Source organism: Faecalicoccus pleomorphus DSM 20574, assembly GCF_000420345.1.
In the GTDB taxonomy this organism is placed as follows: domain Bacteria; phylum Bacillota_I; class Bacilli_A; order Erysipelotrichales; family Erysipelotrichaceae; genus Faecalicoccus; species Faecalicoccus pleomorphus.
The window spans coordinates 1-19,160 of sequence record NZ_ATUT01000017.1 but is presented as its reverse complement, the minus strand read 5'-3'; the positions used below and the strand labels follow the sequence as shown (position 1 = coordinate 19,160).

Sequence of the window (19,160 nt, the reverse complement as noted above, 5' to 3'; positions counted from 1 at the left end):
AAAAAAGTGAGGAATTGTATGGAGTATCAGGCAGTATTATTTGATTTAGACGGAACATTGCTTCCAATGGACCAGGAACAATTTGTGAAAACATATTTTGGATTATTGGTTCAAAAGGTCGCCCCTTTAGGGTATGATGCCAAACAATTGATCGATTCGATTTGGAAGGGGACCTATGCGATGATTCAAAACGATGGTTCGTGTATGAATTACGACCGTTTCTGGGAAGTGTTTGTTTCGATTTACGGGGAAGAAAAAATGAAGGATAAAGAGGTATTTGACTCTTTTTATGCTCATGAATTTCAAGCGGCCAAACAAGTCTGTGGGTTTAATCCATTATCGAAAAAGATCGTGGATGCCTGTAAGGAAAAGGGAAGAGTGGTACTGGCAACCAATCCTATCTTTCCACAGGTGGCTACACATTCAAGAATTCGCTGGGCAGGGTTAGAACCGGATGATTTTGAATACATCACAACGTATGAGAACTCTCGTTTCTGTAAGCCGAATCCATATTATTACCGGGAAATCCTGGAGCAGAGGAATCTGGATCCTAAGAAATGTTTAATGGTAGGCAATGATGTACAGGAAGATATGATTACCATGGAACTGGGAATGGATACGTATTTGATTACGGATTGTCTGATCAATTCTAAAAATAAAGATTTACATGCGTATAAAAAAGGGAGCATGGAAGATTTTCTACAGTTTATAGCGTCTTAAGGGCGCTTTTTTTCATGAAAAAAAGGATCGCGAAGATCCTAAAGTATTTGAATATTGTTTTTGTAACATTCTTCGATCATATCTTCCGGCCAGATACTTGCCTGTACTTCACCGATATGAGCTTTCTTCAACAATAACATGCACAATCGAGATTGGCCAATCCCGCCACCGATCGTATAAGGCAATCTTTGTTCTAAGATGGCTCTATGGAAAGGAAGCTGCAGTCGTTCTTCTTTTCCTTCTTTACGAAGTTGTTCCACCAGACTGTTTTCATCGACACGAATTCCCATACTGGAGATTTCTAAAGCACACTGTAAAGGTTCGTACCAGAATAAGATATCTCCGTTTAACTGCCAGTCATCATAGTCCGGTGCGCGTCCATCGTGCTTTTCACCATTAGATAACTTGTCGCCGATCTTCATGATAAAGACACAGCCAAGTTCTTTGGTGATGGCATTTTCGCGTTCTTTGGCCGTATAGGTCGGATATTTATCTAAAAGCTCCTGCGTTGTGATGAAGTGAATCTTATCCGGTAAATGGTTAACAGCTTCCGGATACTTATACCAGACTTCATGCTCCATATGTTTGATGACTTTAAAAATCGTGCGAACATGCTGTTTTAGAACATTTTCTGTTCTTTCTTCCTTTGTCAGTATTTTTTCCCAGTCCCATTGATCTACATAGGCAGAATGCAGGTTGTCTAATTCTTCATCCTTACGAATCGCATTCATGTTGGTATATAAGCCTTCATGCAGCTGAAAGCCATATTTCTTTAAAGCCATACGTTTCCATTTGGCTAAAGAATGTACGACTTCTATACGTTCGTCACCAATATCCTTCATCGTAAAATGAACTGGTTCTTCGATTCCGTTAAGATCATCGTTTAATCCGGAACGTTTTTCAACGAATAACGGGGCGGAAATACGAAGCAGATTCATCTCTTTTCCAAATTCGTGCTGAAAAGTATCGCGGATATATTTAATGGCTTCCTGTGTCTGACGAACGGATAGAACAGGATTGTAATGCTCTGGAATTGTTAATTTCATAGTCTTTCTCCTTAAAATATGAACTATTATATCATATCAAATGTAAAAATATATGAAAAGTTTCATCGTGTTACATTGACTTACATCTTTTGAAAGAATACAATGTAACCATAACTTATAAACGCGGAGGATGAGATTATGAAAAACTTATTAAAGTGTGGTCTTGCGCTGGCGGCGGCTTTCTCTTTGGCAGCTTGTTCAGGTGGATCCCAATCCGAAGACACAACGAAAATTGGAATCATTCAGCTGGCCGAGCATCCGGCTTTGGACCAGGCCTATGAAGGCTTTATGGATGGTTTAAAGGAAGCCGGATATACAGAAGAGAATACGACATTTGATTATCAAAACGCATCCAATGATTTATCCAACTGTGATACAATTGCGCAAAAGCTTGTCAATGATGGCGATGATTTGATTTATGCGATTGCGACACCGGCAGCACAAAGTGTAGCCAATCAGACAACGGAAATTCCAGTCATTGTCAGTGCGGTTACTGATCCTGCTGCTTCCGGATTATTGGAAGATAATGAAAAACCGGGCGGGAATGTAACCGGAGCCAGTGATTTGACACCGGTTGAAGAACAAATCGATCTTTTGCAGCAACTATTACCGGATGCCAAAAAAGTAGCGGTGATGTATTGCAGCAGTGAGGATAACTCCAAGATTCAGGCGGAAATGGCTGAAGAGGCTTTGGATGCTGCCGGCTTGGAATGGCAGGAAGCTACGGTAGCCGATTCTAGTTCTATTCAGCAGGTTACAGAGTCCTTGATCGGCAATGTGGATGCCATTTATATTCCAACAGATAACTTGTTAGCCGAGGGTATGTCTGCTGTAGCCCAGGTTTCGAATGCCAATGGAATCCCATGCATCGTAGGGGAAAGCGGTATGGTAGAAAACGGAGGTTTGGCTACCTATGGTATCGATTATTATGAATTAGGTAAATTGGCCGCTAAACAGGCTGTGGATATCTTAAATGGAGATACAACAGCAGCGGAAACACCAGTTGCGTATTTGGCAGCCGAAGATTGTGTATTAACGATCAATAAGAGCGTTGCGGATGAATTAGGCATCGAAATTCCGGAAGATCTGGCAAAAGATGCGGAAATGGTAGAAACGGCTTCTTAATATGGGAATCGTTTTAGCAATGCAGGGTGCTTTAAGTCAGGGAATCCTATGGGGATTGATGGCTTTAGGCGTCTATATCACATTTCGCTTATTAGATATCGCTGATTTGACAGTAGATGGTTCTTTTGCGACTGGGGGAGCTGTCTGTGCTGTCTGCTTGGTGAATGGTGTAAATCCGGTACTGGCTTTAATTTTAAGTACGATTGCCGGATTTATTGCCGGTTTTGTGACTGGCTTATTGCATACGAAATGTCAGATTCCGGCTATCTTGGCCGGAATTCTGACACAAATTGGTTTATATTCCATCAACTTGCGAATCATGGGCCGTTCCAATACACCTTTATTGCAGTATGATAATATTTTTGAAGGATTGGAAAATCTGACGGGTCTTTCTAATAACTGGATCGTTTTGATCATCGGCTTGATCGTTACCGTGTTGGTTATTTTGATTTTATATTGGTATTTTGGAACAGAGATTGGCTCCAGCATTCGTGCGACCGGAAATAATGAACAGATGGTACGTGCCTTAGGTGTTAATACCAATGTTACTAAAACTTTGGGCTTGATGATCTCCAATGGTTTGATTGCCTTATCCGGTGCTTTGGTCACACAACAACAAGGCTATGCGGATGTTCGTATGGGAATCGGTGCTATTGTTATCGGGCTGGCTTCTATCGTAATCGGTGAAGTAATTTTTGGTCATAAGGGTGCATTTGGAACGCGTCTAACTTCTATCGTTGTCGGTTCTGTAATCTATCGTATCATTGTAGCGGTTGTTTTACAGTTAGGATTAAATACGGATGATTTAAAGCTTTTGACGGCAATTTTAGTCGCAATAGCCCTGACTGTTCCAATCGTTATGAATAAACACAAACAGCTTTCTATGTATAAGAAGCTGACCGGAAAGGAGCGTTAACATGCTGAAGATCAATAAGGTATCGAAGACGTTCAATCCGGGAACCGTCAATGAAAAGAAGGCTTTGAATGCGATTGATTTAGTGGTAAATGAAGGTGATTTTATTACGATCATCGGTGGAAACGGCGCTGGAAAAAGTACGATGATGAATATGGTTGCCGGTGTGTACCCAATCGATTGTGGAACTATTTATTTGGATGGAAAAAATATTTCGCTTTTGGCAGAATACCAGAGAGCGCAAATGATCGGACGTGTTTTTCAAGACCCTATGTTGGGAACAGCTGCCGATATGGCCATTCAGGAAAATCTGGCAATGGCGAATCGTCGAGGCAAGAAAAGAGGCCTACGCTGGGGTATCACACCTAAGGAAAAGGAAAATTTCCATGAACAGCTAAAGCGCTTAGGATTAGGTTTGGAAGATCGTATGACATCAAAGGTGGGGTTGTTGTCCGGTGGACAAAGACAGGCTTTAACGTTATTGATGGCTACATTGATCAAACCAAAGCTGTTATTGTTGGATGAGCACACAGCAGCACTGGATCCAAGGACGGCGAAAAAAGTATTGGATTTGACACAGGAAATCGTCAGTGAACAAAACCTGACAACTTTGATGGTTACGCATAACATGCAGGATGCGATTCATATTGGTAATCGTTTGATTATGATGCATGAAGGGCAGATCATTTATGATGTTAGAGGAGAAGAAAAGAAGAAATTAAAAGTTTCGGATCTTTTAAGAAAATTTGAAGAAGCCAGTGGCGAAGAATTTGCCAATGACCGTATGATGTTAGGATAGGAGGAATCGAAATGAAAATTCGTTTTGAAGAAAGAAAAGATCTAAAAGAGAAACCAACCGGAAATCTGGGATTTGGCAAGTATCAGACCGACTATATGTTTGTCATGGATTATGAAGAAGGACAAGGTTGGCATGATGCGCGTATCGTACCTTATGGACCGATTGAATTTGATCCGGCCAGTATGGTCTTACATTATGCGCAGGAAACTTTTGAAGGAATGAAAGCGTACAAAGCCAAAGATGGGCGTATTCTGTTGTTTCGCCCGGAAATGAATGCACGACGCTTTATCAATTCCAATAAACGTTTAAGCATGCCGATCATTGAAGAAGATGATTTTGTACAGGCTGTAGAAGAAATCGTTCGTGTGGAAAAAGATTGGATTCCAACAGGAGAAGGCGAATCTCTGTATATCCGTCCATATATGTTTGCGACGGAAAAGGCTATCGGCGTACATCCTTCGCATTCTTACAAGTTTATCATTATTTGTTCACCGGTAGGTGCGTATTATCCGGAAGGTGTCAATCCGGTCAAGATTTATGTAGAAGACGAATTCGTTCGTGCGACGGTAGGGGGAACCGGGTTTACAAAATGTGGTGGAAACTATGCCGGTTCTTTAGCGGCACAGGTCAAAGCCGAAGCTTTAGGCTATACACAGGTATTATGGTTAGATGGTGTAGAACGTAAATATGTGGAAGAAGTAGGTTCTATGAACGTAATGTTTGAAATCAACGATACGATCATTACAGCACCGACCGAAGGAACGGTTTTACCAGGCGTTACACGTGATTCCATCTTACACATCTTGCGTGACTGGGGTTACAAAGTAGAAGAAAGACATTTGGCCATCGACGATCTGATGAAAGCAGGACATGATGGTACATTACAGGAAGCCTGGGGAACCGGAACAGCTGCTGTCATCAGTCCGATTGGTGAATTGTATTATAAAGGTGATGTCGTGCAGATCAACGACTTTAGGACTGGTGCTTTGACACAAAAGATTTATGATACATTAACTGGTATTCAGTGGGGTGATCTGGAAGATACCTACGGTTGGACACATGAAGTAAAATAGAAAGAAGAAGTTCTGTGCAGGCACGGAACTTTTTTCTACGGGAGAATGTATGGATTTAAAAAAGAGGATTCAAAGCAAAGACGGTTATGTCGCTCATTTTACGAAAACACCTTTTACCTTACAGGAAAAGACAAGAAATCTTTGTCAGCAACATAATCAAGATCCAGACAATAAAAACATCTTACAGGCTTTGTTTGGCACTTGTAACGATTATGTCAATATAGCACCGGGATTTCATTGCGATTATGGTTTTAATATTCATTTTGATGGATTTTGTGTTATCAATTATAATTGTGTGATATTAGATACATCACCGGTACGTATTGGAAATGGCGTTTTTATTGGGCCGAATGTCACAATAACTTGTGCCGGGCATGGAGTGTTTCCAGCACAGCGAAAAGAAGGCATGAATACTTCCAAACCCATTACCATTGGTGAAAATGTGTGGATTGGAGCCAATTGTGTCATTTGCCCTGGCGTGACGATTGGAAAGGATTCTATCATCGGTGCAGGAAGCATCGTGACTAAAGATATTCCAAACGGTGTCATTGCTTTTGGCAACCCGTGTAGAGTGCAACGTTTAATTACACAAGAAGATCGCCTGGAATACAGTGAGGGAATGGAAAAAGAATAAATTGAAAATTTCTTTCATAAAAATGTTGCGTTATTTTCATTTATGGAGTATCCTATAATAAACCAAGGCGGAAGAGATCAAACAGAAAGATGTGCGCCAAGCGAGTCAGGGGTGGTGAAAGCCTGATCGTAACGGTTCTGCAAATGGACTTCCAAGGGCAAGGTGAAAACGAGTGAGTAGCCAAGACGTGACTTGTACGTTACAACAAGAGAAATGTGATAGCATTTTATATGAGTGGGTATTTTTACCAATACAGGTGGTACCGCAGATCAAGAAACGATTTGTCCTGTGTCAAAGTATTTTGACATGGGACTTTTTTCTTTTATACCCGCGAATTGCTATCCAAACAATGATAAAGAAAAGGAGAAGACAAAATGAAAACTTTATCAAAATTGGCAGCTGCCGCATTGACTTGCAGCGTATTGTTTGGATGTTCCTCATCCGGTTCGGATATTCCGACAGTAGGTGTTTCTCAGTTAGTGAGCCATACTTCACTAAACACGATTCGCGATGCGTTTGTAGAACAGATGGAAACGCTGGGGTATAAAGACGGAGAGACGATAAAATATGATTTTACCGATGCTTCCGGACAGACAAGTAACTTGACTTCGATCATGTCACAATATCAGGATGAAAAGGTTGATGTGATCGTTGCCATTGCCACACCGACAGCGCAGGCAGCGGCTAATGTATCTGATGAGATTCCGGTCGTATTCAGTGCCGTCAGTGATCCGGTTGGGGCAGGATTAGTCAAAGATATGGATAAACCATCCGGCAATATTACAGGAACTAGCGATGAAGTACAGATTGATCAGATCTTAGACCTGGCTAAAGAAATCAATCCCGACGTTAAGACAGTTGGATTCTTGTACAATGCCAGTGAAGCCAATTCAAAGGCAAATTTAGAAAAAGCAAAGAAATACTGTGAAGAAAACGGATTGACCTTACAGGAAGGTACCGGCTCTAACTTAACCGAGCTGCAGAGTGCTGCCAGTGTTCTATGTGAACAAGTGGATATCTTATTAGCACCAAATGACAATACGGTTGCCAGTGGTATGGCAGCTTTATCACAGATTGCACTCGATGCCGGTGTTCCATTCTATACTGGTGCTGATTCCATGGTGCAGGACGGCGGTTTTGCGACGGTAGGTATTGATTATGAAAATTTAGGTAAAGAAACAGCCAATATGGTGGATGAAATTTTAAAAGGTAAAAGTCCTGCCGATATCCCGGTAAAGGTCTTTAAAGATGATTTGAATATTTATGTGAATCAAAAGGTATTAGATACCTTAGGAATTACCTTACCGGAAGATATTCAAAATAACGAACATTTAGTGATGATGTAAGATAGGAGTGAGCTTTGTGTCCTTGGCAATACTTGAAAGAGCGTTAGAGTTAGGATTGATTTTTTCCATCCTTTCTCTAGGCGTATATATTTCGTTTCGAATTTTAAATATTCCCGATCTGACAGTGGATGGAAGCTTTACAACCGGCGCGGCCACATGTGCGGTATGTACGGTACAGGGACATCCGATACTGGGACTTTTGTTGGGATTTCTGGCCGGCTGTGTGTGCGGCTTAATCACAGCTTTTTTACAGACAAAAATGAAAATTCATGCGTTATTGGCCGGAATCTTGACCATGACTGCACTTTATTCCATCAACTTAAGAATCATGTCCGGCTCTCCCAATATTGCCTTGTTGAATACGGATTCTGTGTTTACTATGATTCCGTTTACCTTGTTGGTTCTGGTGGTAATCAGTGTTTGTGTAGGGCTGCTCTTGTTTGTGTTCTTTAAGACCAATACCGGTTTGATGTTGCGAGCGACCGGCGATAATGAAACGATGGTCAAATCCAGTAGTATCAATGTAGATACCATGAAATTTTTAGGTATGTCTCTATCCAATGGGCTTGTTGCCTTATCTGGTTCTTTATTGGCCCAATATCAAAATTTTGCCGATGTGACCGGAGGAACCGGGATGATGGTATTAGGGTTGGCTGGTATCATTATCGGAGAAGCGATTCTGCGTAAAAAGACGATTGGTTTTGGATTGGCCAGTGCCATTGTAGGGGCCTGTATTTATAGAGTGCTTTATACGATTGCCTTGCAGTTTGGAATTCCGGCAACCGATATGAATATGATGTCTGCCATTCTGGTTGCCTTGACTATTTCCATTCCGTATCTAAAGAAAGTGAGGGAAAAAGAAAATGCTTAAATTAGAAAATATATCGGTCATTTTCAATAAAGGCACTTCTTTAGAAAAAGTCGCATTGGAGGATTTCAGCTCTACGATTCAGGATGGTGATTTTATCACGATGCTTGGCAGTAATGGGGCTGGTAAGAGTACATTGTTTAATGTGATTACAGGTGCGTTAAAACCGGCTAAAGGAAAGATTTTTCTGGATTCGGAAGATATTACACGACAGAAGGAGCATGTACGGGCTCGCTATATCGGCCGCTTGTTTCAAAACCCGGAACATGGAACAGCACCACATCTAACTGTGGAAGAAAATCTTGCTTTGGCGTATTCTTCCGGGAAATATGGAAAGTTTTCTCTGGCGGTGCATAAACAGGATCGTGCCTATTTTCAGGAAAAGCTGAAAACTTTGGACATGGGTTTGGAAGATCGTTTAAAGACACCAATCGGACTTTTATCCGGTGGGCAAAGACAGGCGGTTGCCTTGATGATGGCTGTGTTAAATCCACCAAAGATCTTATTGTTGGATGAGCATACAGCGGCTCTGGATCCTAAAAGTGCACAGAAGATTCTGGAAATTACCAATGAACTGATTCAAAAAGAGCATATGACTGCGTTAATGATCACGCATAATATTCAGGATGCTTTGGATAATGGAAATCGTCTGTTTATCTTAAATGAAGGGAAATTGATTCAGGATATGGATTTTGCCCAAAAAAGTAAGTTAAAGCCGGCAGATATTCTAAATTACTATGCGGTTTGACAAACGGCAAAAAACAGATTAGACTAAAAGCACGAGGTATATGAATATGAGTGCAATTGATGAATTGAAATCTATTTCTACGAAAAAACATGTTGTGACCAGTATTGAGTATGACTGTCCATCCCAGGAAAAGGAAGACGAGGTGTTTGATACGGTACAAGGTATCTTAAAACATCATTTGGATGAAGTCGCAAAAATCACATATGATCTGGAAACAGAAAACAAAGTAAAAGTTGAAGTGACACAAAACTTATAAAATTTTATTGAATTCGAGAACGATGACAATTCCTGAAAGGGAATTGTCATTTTTTTTAAGAAGATTTTTTATTTATCCGAGAGTAAATAACCGCGATGATCAATACAATAAATCCTGCCAGGACAGTCGGTGTCTTAATAAATACATAAAGTAGGAATAATAGAGCGGCTAAAAAATAGAGAAGCATCGCAATGATATTCTTATTCATACAGACCTCCGTTTCTTTTTACCCATTATAAACAAGAGTACTTTTTAGTACAAGCAATATATCGAAATGTTGATTATTCAAAATATTCCATATACAATTAATCTTAAGACGTCTGGAGGAGTATCATGGGAAAAGAAAACAATCTGCAGGGTCTTACTTCCAAGGAAGTAAAAGACAGGGTAGAAAAGGGATTGGTCAATACACAGGAAAAATCTGCGAGTCGAACGACCAAGGATATCTTAATTGAAAATATATTTACTTTATTTAACTTATTGAATCTTTTGATTGCCATTGCGCTGGCATTTGTGCATGCCTGGAGCAATCTTTTGTTTATGGCCATCATTATCATGAATGTGCTGATCGGTATTATTCAAGAATTAAAGGCAAAAAAGATGGTGGATGATTTATCGATTTTGGTTACACCAAAGGCAATGGTATTAAGAGATGGAAGGGTTCAGGAAATCATTGCGGATGAGATCGTTTTAGATGACATTATGGTCTTAAAACAAGGACAGCAGATATCTTGTGATGCCAGTTTGGTTGAAGGGAGTCTGGAAGTCAATGAAAGTCTTTTGACTGGTGAAAGCGACGCGATTCAAAAAGAAATTGGTGATGAAGTGCTTTCCGGAAGCTATGTCGTAGCCGGACAAGCCTATGTAAAGGTCAATCATGTTGGAAAAGACAACTATGCCAACAAGCTGGCTGATCAGGCAAGTACGTGGAAACCGGTAAATTCACAGTTGCTGAATTCAATGAAGAAGGTCACACGTTTTACTTGTTTTTTGATCATTCCGTTAGGAATTCTACTATTCATTGAAGCATTTTTAATGCGAGATGAGGGCTTATATCAAAGTGTTGTCAGCAGCTCTGCGGCTTTATTGGGGATGCTTCCTAAGGGATTGGTGCTTTTGATGAGTATTTCTTTGGCTGCCGGTATCGTTCGTTTGGGAAAAAAGAAAATCCTGGTGCAACGTTTGTATGCCTTGGAAACGTTATCTCATGTAGATGTGCTTTGTTTGGATAAAACCGGTACGCTGACAACAGGAAAAATGAAAGTGGATCATGTTGTAGAGTTGAATACAGTGTCTAAAGAGGATGCGGATCATATCGCATCGTATTTACATCACAGTACAGATTCCAATGCGACCTTTGAGGCAATGGCTCAATATTTTAAAGCAGAGGATATCTATACGCCAACTAAAAAGATTCCGTTTTCTTCAGAGAGAAAATGGAGTGCGATCAGCTTTGATGGTGTAACATATGTTGTAGGGGCGCCGGAGCGTTTATGTCAACGTGTTCCGGATCAGGCCCAACAGGAAATGAAAAAAGGAAATCGTGTCATTGTGATCGGAAAGACAACAGCGAAAGTAAGCGTTGATCAAAATCTTCCAAAGATCGATGCCTTATATCTGGTTGTGATTCAAGATGTGCTGCGTGAAAATTGTCAGGATACCATTCAGCGTTTTCATAAAGAAGGAGTACAGATCAAAATCATTTCCGGAGATCATGTGGATGCGGTCAGTGCCCTGGCCAAGCAGGCAGGGGTGATTGATGCACATAAAGTGGTCGATCTTTCGCAATATGATGATACGGCGGATTATGGAAAACTGGCAGAGGAAAATGTGGTCTTTGGGCGTGTTTCTCCACAACAGAAAAAATGGCTGGTCAAAGGCTTACAGTCAAGAAACCATCAGGTTGCGATGACAGGGGATGGTGTCAATGATATTTTGGCTTTAAGAGAAGCAGACTGTAGTATTGCGATTGCCCAGGGAAACGATGCGGTCAAACAGATTTCGGAAATTGTATTGTTGGATTCTTCTTTTAAAAACTTATCGGATGTTCTTTTTGAAGGAAGACGCGTCGTCAACAATATTACTCGTGTAGCGGGTGTATTCTTTATTAAAACGATTTATTCAGTATTGTTGTCGGTGATTTGTGTGCTTTCTATTTTTGGTGGAGCAGACTTTAGCTTTGGCTTTCCGTTTATACCGATTCAGATCACATTGATTGATGCGGCTATTGAAGCCTGGCCTTCGTTTGTAACGATGATGGAGCCAAATCATCATCCGGTTCCTAAGGATTTTTTACCGGTGGTTTTGAAAAAGGCACTTCCGTTTGCCCTGATGATCTTAGTCTATATTTGCGGTATTCATTTCTTTACCGAAGAAACGATAAATACACAGACCATCATGTATTATGGCATTGTTTATATCAGTATGCTGGCGGTTGTGAAATCGTGTATTCCGATGAATCCTTTGCGTTTGTTTGTGTCTTCTACTATGGTGATTGGATTCACCTTCGGTGTATTGATTTTCAAAAATTTATTCCATCTGGCTTTTACTGGCTGGTTTGTCATCGGTATGATGATCCTTTATCTTGTCATAATTTTACTTTTGGCAAAAGTTAAGACAAAGAGCAATTCCTAATTAACAGGAGTTGTTCTTTTTTATTGTAATGGGAAAGACCTTCTTTACCAATCATTCAGAAGTAATCGGTTTATGGTATAGTGGTTTAAACGAATCAACGAAAGGAATGTAGCGATGAAAAAGATACTGATTGTGGAAATCAATGTAAGCACATATGGAGCAATTGAAAAAACGACCGGTTTATGGTTGGGAGAACTTATTCATTTTTATGATGAAATGATAATACAAAAGAGTTGTTAAGTCGGAAAAGAAAACTGGTCCCTTTTTCTACGGAAGATGCTTTTAAAGAAAAGGAAGCATTTTATTCAAAGAAAAGATTTTTTACAAGCTATGTAATTGAAGATCAAAGACTGATTACCGGAACTGGAGGAAGTAGTATGAAACATGAAATAAAGATTGAAGTGCAAAAATGTATAGGATGCGGACAATGCATCAAAGATTGTCCGGAACAAAATATCAGACTGATACAAAACAAAGCACAAATTCAATCGCAGGACTGTATGAAATGTGGTCATTGCGTGGCAATTTGTCCACAAAATGCGGTATCAATGACAGGCTTTGATCAAGAACCCATTAAATGTGATCAAAAAGAAATGGATCCCAAAGAATTTTTATATACCATTCAAACAAATCGTTCTATACGTCAATTTCAGAAAAAAGAGATTCCAAATAATGTGATACAAGATCTCCTGGAAGCAGCTCGTTATATGCCTACAGCCAGAAATATGCGAGATGTAGAGCTGATCTTGTTGCAGAAAGAGCAGGAGCAGGCAGAAGAGATTGCCGTACACTTGTTTCGAAGACTTTTAAAAGGGCTGAATTTGTTTAGTAAAAGATATAGAGATTTTCTAATTGATGATCACTTCTTTTTCAAAAAAGCACCTTTGGTGGTCGTTGTTGTCGGTAAGGATAAAACGAATGCGGTATTGGCGGCCTCGGCCATGGCGCTTATGGCCAAAGCATATGGTCTTGGTATTTTATACAGTGGCTTTTTCACACTGGCGGCTCATACTTCTATAAAGTTGAGGCGGATGTTGAAAATTCCTAAAGGTAAAAGAGTGCAGACAACGCTTGTGATTGGCTATCCTTCTATAAAGTATGCACGTGGTGTACAAAGAGAGGCGCTTCATGTCCAAAGTCGATAATTCGTTGAATGAAGTGTGTCAAAAAAGGATCGAAGATCTTCGCAAGATTTTTTAAGCTTGCGTATAGTATTTTTAGCTTTGGGAGATGAAACTAGACAACTCATCCTTTTAACATTGTTGGAACAAGAGCCAAAGGAATTTCGTGTTAATGAGATTGCACAACATACCTATCTGTCAAGACCGGCTGTATCGCATCATTTACAAATCTTAAAGAATGCCGGGCTTCTTCAAATTTGAAAAGAAGGAACAAAGAATTACTATTCTATAAAGAAACAAACAATGATTTTTTATCAAATGAAAGAAATGTTCTCCAAAATTGAATGTGCTATCAAGGAGAAACAAAACCTAGATCAATAAAATTAGAGTTAATATATAGTTTTTATAGGCGTATTCGTGTACAATAGATAAAAATCAACAACAAGGAGAGTTTTAATGAACCAAAGAAAAATTGCCTTATTTACTCTATGTACAGGAATTATGATATGTGGTGTTGTTCTATGGATCTTGATCAATAAGCAACAGGAAACAAAGAGTGAGATTCCTAAAGGATGTGAGGAGCAGTCTGCCTGCAGCATTGATGAAGCGGATAATCAAAAAGACGATTGGTTTATAGGGTTAACGATGGAAGATGCGTTACAAAAACTAGAGAATCAGGAAGATGGCGTATATTATTTTGGCTATGAAGATTGTCCATGGTGCCAGGATGCTGCACCGGTTTTAAAAGAAGTGGCACAAGAACATCAGAAGAAGGTTTACTATATTAGGACCAGAGATGAAGATCATAATCTTTTGTATGATGATGAACAAAAGGAAAGAATCATCAATTATTTGGGTGAATATATGGAAACGAATGAAGATGGTCAACTCACTTTGTATGTACCGATGGTTGTAGAGATGAAAGATGGGAAAGTAAAGAACACTCATATTGGAACAGTAGATAGCTATGATCCTAATGAAAGAGAAATGACAGAAGAAGAAACACAGGAACTTAAAAAGATCTACGAAGAATTTTTTGAATGATAACAACAAATGGACTGTAACAAGTCATATACAGCCAAAGTTCTAAAAAAAGACCAAAATATTTGATTTCAACAAGTTAAATATCCTGGTCTTTTTTGTATAATTAGTTGTATTTAAATACTCTTGAAAAAGAGCTGTAACGAATAGATGATCTGTGCAAATCATCTATTCGTTACAGCTGCTTTGGTCTATATGGAAAGGGATTGGTGTTGGTAGACAAATAAAAAAGCCTTTAAACAAAGGCTTCGTGTACAATGGAGCAGGTGATGAGAATCGAACTCACGTAGTCAGCTTGGAAGGCTGAAGTTCTACCATTGAACTACACCTGCAAAGTGGTGACCCGTGGGCGATTCGAACGCCCGACCCTTTGATTAAAAGTCAAATGCTCTACCAGCTGAGCTAACGGGTCAAAAATAATGGTGCCGACTATAGGAATCGAACCCACAACCTACTGATTACAAGTCAGTTGCTCTACCAATTGAGCTAAGTCGGCACAAAATAATAATGGTGGAGGCTAACGGGCTCGAACCGCTGACCCTCTGCTTGTAAGGCAGATGCTCTCCCAACTGAGCTAAGCCTCCAATTGCCATACAATAATAGCAGATGTTTTTAGGGCAGTCAAGCATAAAATACACTGGAGCAGGTGAGGAGAATCGAACTCCCGTATACAGCATGGCAAGCTGTTGTTCTACCATTGAACTACACCTGCATTTAGTGGCTGGGGTAACTGGATTCGAACCAGTGAAATGCAGGAGTCAAAGTCCTGTGCCTTACCGCTTGGCTATACCCCAAGAAATGGTGGAGGAGGACAGATTCGAACTGCCGAACCCGAAGGAACAGATTTACAGTCTGCCGCGTTTAGCCACTTCGCTACTCCTCCATGTTAAATTGTTGGGGCTAAAAAATGGTGGAGGCTAACGGGCTCGAACCGCTGACCCTCTGCTTGTAAGGCAGATGCTCTCCCAACTGAGCTAAGCCTCCATTCATTTAGCGCTTTCTTATACTATCAAATTCTTTTTTGGATGTCAATTTTTTTCTGAAATTTTCCACAATTTTTTTATATTGGATATCCAATCCCTTTAAATAGGCCTCTCCGATAGCTTTATTGTGGGTACGAATCGACTTATAAACAAGCGTATCCTGATAAAAAAGATAAATCGCCGGATCTAAGATCGTATAAGTTTTTCCAAAAACAAATTTTTGACGAATACAGCCAAGTTGATCAAATAAATCTTCATTTGTACATCTTCCTACTTGAAGACTTGTGGCATACGTATCCAAAAAATTCTGTATGGTTGTGCTTTCATCTTGCGTTAGAATCCATATGGGCAGATGAATTTGGGTAAACAATTCTTCCCAATCCAGCCAATAATCCAGATATTGTTTTCCTTTTTCCGTTTCCAAATGCTCTATGATCGTCAAAAGTGTAAAGTCGGTTGGAATCTCCAATTTTTTATTCTCTGAAGAAATGATTTCTATTTTCATGATCTATACATGAATGCGCACTTATAGTATAACATAGAGTCTGGCTTTTAACTATGCTATACTTATATTATATACAGAATATTATATAGAGAAAGTGATGAAGATTATGATCCGAGTAGGTATTGATTTAGGAGCCGATAAAATTCGACTGGTTACGGAAAACGAAGGCTTGCTCTTTGATGAAGCCTGCATGGTCGCATTAGATCAAAAAGGCAACGTACTTGCCATCGGTGATGAGGCAAAGGAAATGAAAGAATCTTTAGATCAAAAAATCCGTGTCATTTCGCCTTTATCACAAAACAAGATTGACTTTGATGCCTTACATGCTTTGTTGGAACAGCTGATCTATGATTATAAAGTTTTTCGAATGTTTAAGAAAACGGTTCTACTGTTTAGTTATCCGATGGCGTTAAATCGTCAACAAAGGGAAGAATTGAAGCAGCACTTATTAGAGTTTGGTGCTTATCGTGTCTATTTTGAACAGGAAATCTGGGTAGCAGCCATCGGTGCGCAGTTAAATCTGTTTATTCCTGTTGCCAGCTGTGTATTAAACCTGGGTTCTTCTAATTGTGATATTGCTGTATTCAGTAACGGGCAGATGCAAAGAAGCAGTCAGTATAAAGTGGCGGGAAGGCATGTTAATTTGCTTATCCAAAAATGGCTGCGTCAAAGTTGTCATATGCAGATCAGTGATTCTACAGCGGAAAAGATCAAGATCAATATTGGACAAACACAAATACAAAAACAGCCAAAAACTATGTTGATACAGGGTGTGAATATACAGAGCCAGAAGTTGATGTCGCTTCAGTTGGATGAAAATATGCTGGTTCCAGTGTTGTATCCTTTGTGTGAACAATAGGCTAAATGGATCTATCAGTTTTTGGCAGACCTAAGTCCTGAACAACAGGAAGATGTACGCATGCGAGGAATCATTTGTTGCGGCGGGACCATGTTGTTAAAGGGATTGAAAGAAAACCTGCAGAGTTTAGTCAACTGCCCGTTCTATGTGACGGATGATCCACAAAGCACAGTGTCACAAGGTCTGGAAATCCTATTGGAACGTATGGGTGAAAATGATGCTGGAAGATGAGATCTTTAGAAAATACACCGTAGATTGGAACTTGCTTGTATCTTATGGCTTTATCAAAGAAGAAAAGGGATATCGTTATGTCACAAATCAGGTTCCTGGTTTTAAAATGATTGTATTTGTGTTTAAGGATGGTCATGTAAAGGGAACGATATGGGATACGGCCTTGGATGAAGAATATGTTAACTATCGAATCGAAAGTCAAAATGGAACTTTTGTTTCAGAAATTCGAGAAGCGTATATCGCATTGTTAAAGGATATACGCGTACACTGCTTTAAGGAAACGCCTTTTGTATCCAAACAAGCCAATCGAATTGCGCAAAAGATACTGGAGGGATACCAGGTTAGTCCGGAATTTTTATGGAAGAGAGATCCACTTAGTGGTGTATTTCGTCATCCTAAGAATGGGAAATGGTTTGGAATCATACAGCATATCAAAGCCGATAAATTAAAAAACAAAGCACAGGGCTTCATAGACATACTTAATGTAAAGTTGGATGAACAATGTGCTGCAAAGATAGTAGAGCCCGGATTTTATCCGGCCTATCATATGAATAAAAAGAGTTGGATTTCAGTTTGTCTGGATGATACGGTAAGTGATGAAGTGGTTATGGATGTTATACGACAAAGTTATATCATCAACAGTCCGGATCCGTACTGGTTGATTCCCGCCAATGCCAATTATTATGATATGATCCATATTTTTGATGATACGGATATCACGCTTTGGAAACAGTCGGTACCTATGTACGAAAATGATATTGTTTTCTTATATGTATCAAGTCCTTATTCCAGTATCTTCTATCAATGTGAGATCGTAGAAGCCAATCTGGATCATGTATTTGAGAATGAAAATATTCATATGCAGAAAGCTATGCGTTTAAAGTTGAAAAAGCGTTATGATATTTCAGAATTTGCTTTGGAACGCTTAAAAGAATATGGGATCAAATCGGTGCGAGGGCCTCGCCATGTGCCCAAAGCGCTGGTTAAATTGTTGGAAGAATAAAAAAGTCAGGAAAAAGTGCATGTTTTCTTGGCTTTTTTTGCTTTTGTTTGGTAGAATGATAGATGGCTATTTATGCCAAGTCATTTCATTATTCAGTAAGGAGGCGTTGTAGAATTCATGTCGAAGCAGGATATGATCGAGATCGATGGGATCGTTGTTGACACATTACCTAATGCTGCTTTTAAGGTGAAATTGGAAAACGGACACGAAATCATGGCTCACGTTTCTGGTAAAATCCGTATGCACCACATTCGCATTTTACCAGGTGATCGTGTAACTGTAGAAATTTCACCCTATGATTTAACACGTGGGCGTATAACATTTAGAAGAAAGTAGGAGGGATTAGACAAATGAAAGTAAGACCATCCGTAAAACCGATGTGCGACAAATGCCGAGTAATACGACGCAAGGGTCGCGTCATGGTAATTTGTGAAAACCCAAAACACAAACAAAGACAAGGAAACTAAGTAGGAGGAAACAATGGCACGAATTGCAGGAGTAGATATTCCAAACGACAAGCGTGTGGTGATCGCCTTAACCTATATCTATGGGATCGGGAAGAGCACGTCCGAGAAAGTATTGGAAGAGACAAAAATCGATGAGAACATCCGTGTAAAGGATCTAAGTGAAGAACAGATGAACGCGATCCGAAAGGCCATCGACAAGATCAAGGTCGAAGGGGATCTGCGAAGAGAAGTACAGTTGAACATCAAGCGACTGATGGAGATCGGATGCTACAGAGGGATCCGACACAGAAAGGGACTGCCGGTCAGAGGACAGAGAACGAAGACCAATGCGAGAACACGCAAAGGGAAAGCGAAGACGGTAGCCAACAAGAAGAAGTAGGAAGGAAGAGTAGAGTATGGCAAAGGTACAGAGAAGAGGAAAACGCCGCGTCAAGAAGAATATAGCACGCGGATGTGCACATATCCACTCGACTTTCAACAATACGATCGTAACGATCACAGATGAGAGTGGAAACGCGGTAGCATGGAGCAGTGCGGGGGCCTTAGGGTTCAAGGGAAGCCGAAAGAGCACACCGTATGCGGCACAGCTAGCCGGAGAAGCAGCGGGTAAGGCTGCAATGGATCATGGAATGAAGACGGTCAGCGTGGAAGTGAAAGGACCGGGGCCGGGACGTGAAGCAGCTGTCAGAGCCTTGCAGGTAGCCGGACTGAGCATCACGATGATCAATGATGTGACCCCAATTCCACACAATGGATGTCGTCCGCCAAAACGACCTCGTGGATAGAAA

Annotated in this window: 21 protein-coding genes, 8 tRNA genes and 1 pseudogene; 20 read left to right on the top strand and 10 right to left on the bottom strand. The window is 40.2% G+C overall.

Annotated features, from left to right (window positions below):
* Positions 1-18: 18 nt before the first annotated feature.
* Entirely contained in the window at positions 19-720 is a 702-nt protein-coding gene (locus tag G413_RS0107955) for an HAD family hydrolase (RefSeq protein ID WP_022790369.1), read from the top strand.
* Positions 721-758: 38 nt separating this feature from the next.
* On the opposite strand, the gene asnA is transcribed toward G413_RS0107955, so the two are convergent.
* The gene (asnA, locus tag G413_RS0107950; RefSeq protein WP_022790368.1) at positions 759-1,766 is read right to left on the bottom strand and encodes an aspartate--ammonia ligase; all 1,008 of its coding nucleotides are present in this window, start codon (positions 1,764-1,766) and stop codon (positions 759-761) included.
* A gap of 138 nt (positions 1,767-1,904) precedes the next feature.
* On the opposite strand from asnA, the gene G413_RS0107945 reads away from it, so the two are divergent.
* The 13 genes from G413_RS0107945 to G413_RS11245 all read left to right on the top strand — a co-directional run bounded on the left by G413_RS0107945 (position 1,905) and on the right by G413_RS11245 (position 14,327).
* A complete protein-coding gene (locus tag G413_RS0107945) occupies positions 1,905-2,891 on the top strand; it encodes an ABC transporter substrate-binding protein (RefSeq protein ID WP_022790367.1) in 987 nt (328 codons plus the stop codon).
* Between the two features lies 1 nt (position 2,892).
* Positions 2,893-3,807 (top strand): ABC transporter permease, encoded by a 915-nt coding sequence (locus tag G413_RS0107940; RefSeq protein ID WP_022790366.1) that lies wholly within the window; start codon positions 2,893-2,895, stop codon positions 3,805-3,807.
* A gap of 1 nt (position 3,808) precedes the next feature.
* Positions 3,809-4,603 carry an ABC transporter ATP-binding protein gene (locus G413_RS0107935; RefSeq protein ID WP_022790365.1) on the top strand — a complete coding sequence of 265 codons (795 nt, stop codon included), beginning with the start codon at positions 3,809-3,811 and terminating at the stop codon, positions 4,601-4,603.
* An 11-nt stretch (positions 4,604-4,614) separates the two neighbouring features.
* Entirely contained in the window at positions 4,615-5,676 is a 1,062-nt protein-coding gene (locus tag G413_RS0107930) for a branched-chain amino acid aminotransferase (protein WP_022790364.1), read from the top strand.
* Between the two features lie 49 nt (positions 5,677-5,725).
* Positions 5,726-6,310 carry a sugar O-acetyltransferase gene (locus G413_RS12495; RefSeq protein WP_022790363.1) on the top strand — a complete coding sequence of 195 codons (585 nt, stop codon included), beginning with the start codon at positions 5,726-5,728 and terminating at the stop codon, positions 6,308-6,310.
* A gap of 374 nt (positions 6,311-6,684) precedes the next feature.
* Positions 6,685-7,656 carry an ABC transporter substrate-binding protein gene (locus tag G413_RS0107915; protein ID WP_022790362.1) on the top strand — a complete coding sequence of 324 codons (972 nt, stop codon included), beginning with the start codon at positions 6,685-6,687 and terminating at the stop codon, positions 7,654-7,656.
* Positions 7,657-7,672: 16 nt separating this feature from the next.
* Positions 7,673-8,527, top strand: a complete 855-nt coding sequence (locus tag G413_RS0107910) for an ABC transporter permease (RefSeq protein WP_022790361.1) — start codon at positions 7,673-7,675, stop codon at positions 8,525-8,527.
* Complete coding sequence (locus tag G413_RS0107905) at positions 8,520-9,272, top strand: ABC transporter ATP-binding protein (protein ID WP_022790360.1); 753 nt, start codon at positions 8,520-8,522, stop codon at positions 9,270-9,272. The genes G413_RS0107910 and G413_RS0107905 overlap by 8 nt, the downstream gene beginning before the upstream one ends.
* 46 nt (positions 9,273-9,318) lie before the next feature.
* Positions 9,319-9,528 (top strand): hypothetical protein, encoded by a 210-nt coding sequence (locus G413_RS0107900; protein WP_022790359.1) that lies wholly within the window; start codon positions 9,319-9,321, stop codon positions 9,526-9,528.
* A 333-nt stretch (positions 9,529-9,861) separates the two neighbouring features.
* The gene (locus G413_RS11255; RefSeq protein ID WP_022790357.1) at positions 9,862-12,162 is read left to right on the top strand and encodes an HAD-IC family P-type ATPase; all 2,301 of its coding nucleotides are present in this window, start codon (positions 9,862-9,864) and stop codon (positions 12,160-12,162) included.
* A gap of 377 nt (positions 12,163-12,539) precedes the next feature.
* Positions 12,540-13,307: a nitroreductase family protein gene (locus G413_RS0107880; protein WP_027969123.1), complete on the top strand. Its 768-nt coding sequence runs from the start codon at positions 12,540-12,542 to the stop codon at positions 13,305-13,307.
* Positions 13,308-13,322: 15 nt separating this feature from the next.
* Positions 13,323-13,544 carry an ArsR family transcriptional regulator gene (locus G413_RS11785; protein WP_051130179.1) on the top strand — a complete coding sequence of 74 codons (222 nt, stop codon included), beginning with the start codon at positions 13,323-13,325 and terminating at the stop codon, positions 13,542-13,544.
* 195 nt (positions 13,545-13,739) lie between these two features.
* The gene (locus G413_RS11245; protein WP_022790354.1) at positions 13,740-14,327 is read left to right on the top strand and encodes a thioredoxin domain-containing protein; all 588 of its coding nucleotides are present in this window, start codon (positions 13,740-13,742) and stop codon (positions 14,325-14,327) included.
* Between the two features lie 255 nt (positions 14,328-14,582).
* On the opposite strand, the gene G413_RS0107865 is transcribed toward G413_RS11245, so the two are convergent.
* From G413_RS0107865 to G413_RS0107825, 9 genes are all read right to left on the bottom strand, one after another.
* Positions 14,583-14,656: transfer RNA gene (locus tag G413_RS0107865), tRNA-Gly, on the bottom strand.
* A gap of 4 nt (positions 14,657-14,660) precedes the next feature.
* A tRNA-Lys gene (locus G413_RS0107860) sits at positions 14,661-14,736 on the bottom strand.
* A gap of 8 nt (positions 14,737-14,744) precedes the next feature.
* Positions 14,745-14,820 (bottom strand) — tRNA-Thr (locus G413_RS0107855).
* 12 nt (positions 14,821-14,832) lie between these two features.
* Positions 14,833-14,908, bottom strand: a tRNA-Val gene (locus G413_RS0107850).
* Between the two features lie 54 nt (positions 14,909-14,962).
* A tRNA-Gly gene (locus G413_RS0107845) sits at positions 14,963-15,036 on the bottom strand.
* 6 nt (positions 15,037-15,042) lie between these two features.
* Positions 15,043-15,118: transfer RNA gene (locus G413_RS0107840), tRNA-Gln, on the bottom strand.
* A gap of 5 nt (positions 15,119-15,123) precedes the next feature.
* Positions 15,124-15,207: transfer RNA gene (locus G413_RS0107835), tRNA-Tyr, on the bottom strand.
* Positions 15,208-15,232: 25 nt separating this feature from the next.
* A tRNA-Val gene (locus G413_RS0107830) sits at positions 15,233-15,308 on the bottom strand.
* Positions 15,309-15,314: 6 nt separating this feature from the next.
* Positions 15,315-15,812 carry a hypothetical protein gene (locus G413_RS0107825; RefSeq protein WP_022790353.1) on the bottom strand — a complete coding sequence of 166 codons (498 nt, stop codon included), beginning with the start codon at positions 15,810-15,812 and terminating at the stop codon, positions 15,315-15,317.
* Between the two features lie 97 nt (positions 15,813-15,909).
* On the opposite strand from G413_RS0107825, the pseudogene G413_RS11240 reads away from it, so the two are divergent.
* The 6 genes and pseudogenes from G413_RS11240 (at position 15,910) to rpsK (ending at position 19,157) form a co-directional block, all read left to right on the top strand.
* Positions 15,910-16,902 (top strand): annotated as a pseudogene (locus G413_RS11240) (rod shape-determining protein).
* Positions 16,886-17,905, top strand: coding sequence for an MmcQ/YjbR family DNA-binding protein (locus tag G413_RS0107815; RefSeq protein WP_162138402.1), 1,020 nt, complete (start codon positions 16,886-16,888; stop codon positions 17,903-17,905). Before G413_RS11240 ends, G413_RS0107815 begins: the two are co-directional and overlap by 17 nt.
* A gap of 117 nt (positions 17,906-18,022) precedes the next feature.
* Positions 18,023-18,241, top strand: a complete 219-nt coding sequence (gene infA / locus G413_RS0107810) for a translation initiation factor IF-1 (RefSeq protein WP_022790349.1) — start codon at positions 18,023-18,025, stop codon at positions 18,239-18,241.
* Between the two features lie 14 nt (positions 18,242-18,255).
* Positions 18,256-18,372, top strand: coding sequence for a 50S ribosomal protein L36 (gene rpmJ / locus G413_RS11955; RefSeq protein ID WP_081637596.1), 117 nt, complete (start codon positions 18,256-18,258; stop codon positions 18,370-18,372).
* Between the two features lie 13 nt (positions 18,373-18,385).
* The gene (rpsM, locus tag G413_RS0107805) at positions 18,386-18,751 is read left to right on the top strand and encodes a 30S ribosomal protein S13 (protein ID WP_022789337.1); all 366 of its coding nucleotides are present in this window, start codon (positions 18,386-18,388) and stop codon (positions 18,749-18,751) included.
* Between the two features lie 16 nt (positions 18,752-18,767).
* Entirely contained in the window at positions 18,768-19,157 is a 390-nt protein-coding gene (gene rpsK, locus G413_RS0107800) for a 30S ribosomal protein S11 (RefSeq protein ID WP_022789336.1), read from the top strand.
* Positions 19,158-19,160: the final 3 nt, after the last annotated feature.

Coding starts and splice junctions, on each gene's coding strand:
- G413_RS0107945 (WP_022790367.1), top strand. CDS start 1,905: ATGAAAAACTTATTAAAGTGTGGTCTTGCGCTGGCGGCGGCTTTCTCT.
- rpsM (WP_022789337.1), top strand. CDS start 18,386: ATGGCACGAATTGCAGGAGTAGATATTCCAAACGACAAGCGTGTGGTG.
- G413_RS11255 (WP_022790357.1), top strand. CDS start 9,862: ATGGGAAAAGAAAACAATCTGCAGGGTCTTACTTCCAAGGAAGTAAAA.
- G413_RS0107880 (WP_027969123.1), top strand. CDS start 12,540: ATGAAACATGAAATAAAGATTGAAGTGCAAAAATGTATAGGATGCGGA.
- G413_RS0107900 (WP_022790359.1), top strand. CDS start 9,319: ATGAGTGCAATTGATGAATTGAAATCTATTTCTACGAAAAAACATGTT.
- asnA (WP_022790368.1), bottom strand. CDS start 1,766: ATGAAATTAACAATTCCAGAGCATTACAATCCTGTTCTATCCGTTCGT.
- G413_RS0107815 (WP_162138402.1), top strand. CDS start 16,886: ATGATGCTGGAAGATGAGATCTTTAGAAAATACACCGTAGATTGGAAC.
- rpsK (WP_022789336.1), top strand. CDS start 18,768: ATGGCAAAGGTACAGAGAAGAGGAAAACGCCGCGTCAAGAAGAATATA.
- G413_RS0107955 (WP_022790369.1), top strand. CDS start 19: ATGGAGTATCAGGCAGTATTATTTGATTTAGACGGAACATTGCTTCCA.
- G413_RS0107930 (WP_022790364.1), top strand. CDS start 4,615: ATGAAAATTCGTTTTGAAGAAAGAAAAGATCTAAAAGAGAAACCAACC.
- rpmJ (WP_081637596.1), top strand. CDS start 18,256: ATGAAAGTAAGACCATCCGTAAAACCGATGTGCGACAAATGCCGAGTA.
- G413_RS0107825 (WP_022790353.1), bottom strand. CDS start 15,812: ATGAAAATAGAAATCATTTCTTCAGAGAATAAAAAATTGGAGATTCCA.
- G413_RS11245 (WP_022790354.1), top strand. CDS start 13,740: ATGAACCAAAGAAAAATTGCCTTATTTACTCTATGTACAGGAATTATG.
- G413_RS0107915 (WP_022790362.1), top strand. CDS start 6,685: ATGAAAACTTTATCAAAATTGGCAGCTGCCGCATTGACTTGCAGCGTA.
- G413_RS12495 (WP_022790363.1), top strand. CDS start 5,726: ATGGATTTAAAAAAGAGGATTCAAAGCAAAGACGGTTATGTCGCTCAT.
- G413_RS0107940 (WP_022790366.1), top strand. CDS start 2,893: ATGGGAATCGTTTTAGCAATGCAGGGTGCTTTAAGTCAGGGAATCCTA.
- G413_RS0107905 (WP_022790360.1), top strand. CDS start 8,520: ATGCTTAAATTAGAAAATATATCGGTCATTTTCAATAAAGGCACTTCT.
- infA (WP_022790349.1), top strand. CDS start 18,023: ATGTCGAAGCAGGATATGATCGAGATCGATGGGATCGTTGTTGACACA.
- G413_RS0107935 (WP_022790365.1), top strand. CDS start 3,809: ATGCTGAAGATCAATAAGGTATCGAAGACGTTCAATCCGGGAACCGTC.